Annotated in this window: 3 protein-coding genes, 1 tRNA gene and 1 pseudogene; 3 read left to right on the top strand and 2 right to left on the bottom strand. The window is 69.9% G+C overall.

What is annotated here, in order from left to right:
- From ABZS54_RS42445 to ABZS54_RS42435, 3 genes and pseudogenes are all read left to right on the top strand, one after another.
- Positions 1 to 399 (top strand): annotated as a pseudogene (locus ABZS54_RS42445) (hypothetical protein); the annotation flags it as partial.
- A gap of 50 nt (positions 400 to 449) precedes the next feature.
- Positions 450 to 523: transfer RNA gene (locus ABZS54_RS42440), tRNA-Ala, on the top strand.
- 526 nt (positions 524 to 1049) lie between these two features.
- Positions 1050 to 1883 (top strand): SGNH/GDSL hydrolase family protein, encoded by an 834-nt coding sequence (locus ABZS54_RS42435; protein ID WP_355548664.1) that lies wholly within the window; start codon positions 1050 to 1052, stop codon positions 1881 to 1883.
- Positions 1884 to 2006: 123 nt separating this feature from the next.
- Here the strand turns inward: ABZS54_RS42435 and ABZS54_RS42430 are convergent, their stop codons facing one another.
- Complete coding sequence (locus ABZS54_RS42430) at positions 2007 to 2600, bottom strand: TetR/AcrR family transcriptional regulator (protein ID WP_355548661.1); 594 nt, start codon at positions 2598 to 2600, stop codon at positions 2007 to 2009.
- A gap of 40 nt (positions 2601 to 2640) precedes the next feature.
- Positions 2641 to 3818 (bottom strand): phospholipid carrier-dependent glycosyltransferase (locus tag ABZS54_RS42425; RefSeq protein WP_355548658.1); only part of this gene is annotated, 1178 nt, incomplete at its 5' end.

Genomic DNA, 3818 nt, shown 5'->3' with positions numbered 1-3818 from the left:
CTGCGGCCGACCGGCTCGTCCGGGAGCGGCGCCTCGGGGGCCTCGGCCTCGGCCTCGCCCCGAGGCAGGCGCGACCGGGAGGCGGAGGAGCCCGCGCTGGCCGAGTGGATCGCCGAACTGGCCACCGACGGCGGCCCGCACGACCGCGACACCTGGGACCCGGTCCCGGTCCCGCTGCCCACCTACGTGACCGCGCCGGTGGTCCCGCGCGGCGACGTCGAACAGGAGCCGGAACGCCCGCAGATCCACGCCGTCCCGGACCCCGGTCCGACCGAGGCGCCGCGCCCGTCCACCCCGTTGTTCGACCAATACGCCGAGGACACCCGCACCGACTACGGCTCCTCGGTCGACTCGCTACCCCTGTACGAACACGAGTGGCGCAGGGCCGTCAACGAGTGAAATACCCGTGCACGACCCACCTCGTCGAGGTGGTAATGTTTCTCCTCGTTGGGCCTGTGGCGCAGTCTGGTAGCGCACCTCGTTCGCATCGAGGGGGTCTGGGGTTCAAATCCCCACAGGTCCACACAGCATGAAAGCCCCGCCGGATAGCCGGCGGGGCTTTCGTCATTTCCGCTGCCGTGCTCGACGACGGGCTTTCGGCGTCTCGGTGTGCCCTCGGTGCGGCCGGCGGAGCCTGGGCGTAGCGGGAATTCGTCCACGTCGAACCGGTGCTCGGTCGATCGCCGCCGGGCGACTTCCGACGTTGCCGGCCCGCCGTTCAGCCGGCCGGAATCGGCAACTCGGGACCAGGGGCGGTAGTTGGTCGTGCTGTGGTCGGTGTTACCGCGCGTGCGGATCGGCTGGGCGCTTCGTCGCCTTCACGGCACGGGCCTCGCCTCCGGGTGACGGGGCGGTGATGCGTGGGTGAACTGTGTCGCATTCCGGTCGGTGCGGGAATGGGCGGCGGTGGATCGACCTTGCCCGGAGGAGTGCGTTCCCGAGGCGGCACGCGGGGGGTGTACTGCGGGGCGCTGCCGCGCGTAGCGGAGTGTGTTCGGGTGGTTATTACGGTCGCGTAGGCGAGGTGAGCGGTGCCAGCATCGGGTGACATGGCCGAGCTAGTGAATCCACACGGGATTTTGTCCAAAATCGACTCTTATGTGGCTATCGGCGACAGCTTCACCGAAGGGGTCGGCGATCCCGGGCCCGACGGTAACTTTCTCGGGTGGGCGGACCGGTTCGCGGCTCGGCTGGCGGTGGAGCGGCCGGGGTTGCGGTACGCGAATCTCGCGGTGCGCGGGAAGTTGTTGCATCAGATCGTCGAGGAGCAGGTGCCGTTGGCCATCGCGGCGCGGCCCGATCTGGTGACGTTGTGCGCGGGCGGCAACGATGTGCTGCGGCCCGGGAGTGATCCGGACAAGCTGGCCGCCGAGTACGAGGAAGCGGTCGCCGCGTTGACGGCGGCGGGCGCGCGGGTCGTGGTGTTCACCGGGTTCGACACGCGCTGGGTGCCGGTGCTCAAGCTGATCCGGGGCAAGGTGGCCACGTACAACGAGCTGTTGCGGGCGGTCTCGGATCGCTACGACTGCCTCGTCGCGGACATGTGGGGGCTCACCTCGCTGCACGATCGGCGGGCGTGGAGCGAGGACCGGCTGCACCTGTCGCCGGAGGGTCACGACCGGGTGGCGCTCAAGGTCGGGCGGGCGCTCGGGCTGGCCGCCGAGGGCGACCCGGACGCGCCTTGGCCGGCGGAGGCGGTCGAGGTCACCGCCGGTGCGGCTCGGCTGGAGAACGTGCATTGGGCGCGGGAGCACCTGGTGCCGTGGATCGGGCGGCGGCTTCGGGGGCAGTCGTCGGGGGACCACGTGACGGCGAAGCGGCCGGAGTTGGCGCCGCTGGATGATGTTGCCGCGGGTGCGATCGTGAGTCGTCAGGCCTCGTAGGTCGGGCGGGCCGTCCGTCCGGCGGGTCCTCAAGCGCCGGACGGGCTGGATTGGTTGGCCTGGGCCGGTTGTCCTCAAGCGCCGGACGGGCTGAGTGGGTTGGTGGGGCTGTGATGGGTGGCCTCAAGGGGCGGGCGGGGTGGGGGAGTTCGGTTCTGCGGTGGCGCCCAGGATGAGGAGGCGGGCTGAGCGGGTTACCGTGCGTTCGACGTCGTCCATGGTCATACGGCCGAAGGCCCAGCTGAAGAGGGCGCCTTCCCAGGCTATTCCGAGCAGGTGGACGAACTCGTCGGCGTTTGCGATCTCGTCGGCCATCGCGGTGCGGAACATGTCGTTCATGATGCGGTTGATCTCGCGGTGACAGTCGCCCACGCCCGGGTCGGACGAGCCGAGGGCGTGGATCAGCGCGGCGGTCAGCTGTGGGTGGCGGGCCATTGTGCGGCAGGTGGTGCGCAGGATCGCGCAGACCCGCTCCGCGGCGTCGGCGCCGCTCGGGCGGGCCGCGCCGCTGCGTTCCAGCGCCGCGATCCACTCCAGATGAGTGGCCGCGAGCAGGTGGTCCTTCGAGGAGAAGTGCCGGTAGATGGTCGCCGAGGAGAGCCGGGACAGCCGAACCACGTCGCGCATCTGCACGCTGTCGTAGCCGCCCGCCGCGGCCAGGTCGCGGGTCGCGTCGATGGCTCGCCTGCGTATGTCCTGCTCCCGCGCGACGGACACCGGCGCAGCCTCTCTCGGGGTCGACAACGGCTTCGACACGCTAGATCCAGGTGCTGAACCACATACGATCCAGCCACCCGCTGCGGGAGATCGTCTCACCCGTGAAGATCGGATAGAAGTACAGGAAGTTCCAGGCGATCAGCGCGATGATCGCGACCACCCCGGCCGTACCCCACGCCCGCCGCCGCTCGGATGCCCCCGGCGGGCCCAGCAGCGCGCCGAGCATCATGGTCACCGCCAGGCACAGGAACGGTACGAAGGCGACCGCGTAGAACAGGAAGATGGTCCGTTCCTGGTAGACCATCCACGGCAGGTAGGCGGCGGCCAACCCGCACAGGATCGCCCCCGCGCGCCAGTCCCGGCGGCCCGCCCAGCGGAACAGCAGGTAGCCGACCGCGATCACGCCGGTCCACCACAGGAGTGGGGTGCCGATGCCGAGGACGGTTTGGTAGCAGTCCTGCTCGGTGCAACCGGCCGTGCCCTGGTGCACGGTCTCGAAGTAGTAGGCCACCGGTCGACCCAGGACCAGCCAGCTCCACGGGTTCGATTGATACGGGTGTGGGCTGTCCAGGCCGGTATGGAACGACCACATTTCCGCGTGGTAGTGCCACAGGCTGCGCAGCGGCGCCGGCACCCACGACATGCCGAATTGGGGCAGCGGGATGCCGAACACCTCGTCCGGGGACAACCCGGCCCGGTCGTCGGCCCAGTGCCGGAAGTAGCCGCCGTCGGTCATGAACCAGCCGGTCCAGGACCAGATGTAGATCGCCACCGCGATGACCACCGTGGACAGGAAGGCGAACAGCACGTCGTGTCGCAGCGTCGCGCGGTACGGCCGGCGCGCGCCGCACGCGCGCCGGGTGCCGGCGTCCCACAGCACGGTCATCACGCCGAACGCGGCGAGCACGTAGATGCCGCTCCACTTGGTGCCGCAAGCCATGCCCAGGCAGATACCGGCCAGGATTCGCCACGGTCGCAGCCCGAACTTCATCGAGGCCGCCCGCGCCGCGTCCGGGCCGGACTTGAACAACTGGGCCGCGATGCCTCTGCTGTCGTCGCGGTCGATCAACAGGCACCCGAACGCGGCCAGGATCCAGAACATCAGCACCAGGTCGAGCAGCGAGGTGCGGCTCATCACGAAGTGCAGCCCGTCGAGCGCCATCAGCAGGCCCGCGACGCAACCCAGCAGCGTCGAGCGGAACAGGCGGCGACCGATCC

Source organism: Embleya sp. NPDC005575 (assembly GCF_040605455.1).
In the GTDB taxonomy this organism is placed as follows: Bacteria; Actinomycetota; Actinomycetes; order Streptomycetales; family Streptomycetaceae; genus Embleya.
Note: the sequence above shows the minus strand (reverse complement) of the source record. Positions and strands in the feature narration are given on the sequence as shown.

Bases quoted from the DNA above. Each gene is read 5' to 3' on its own strand.
- ABZS54_RS42435 (WP_355548664.1), top strand. From the start codon at position 1,050: ATGGCCGAGCTAGTGAATCCACACGGGATTTTGTCCAAAATCGACTCT.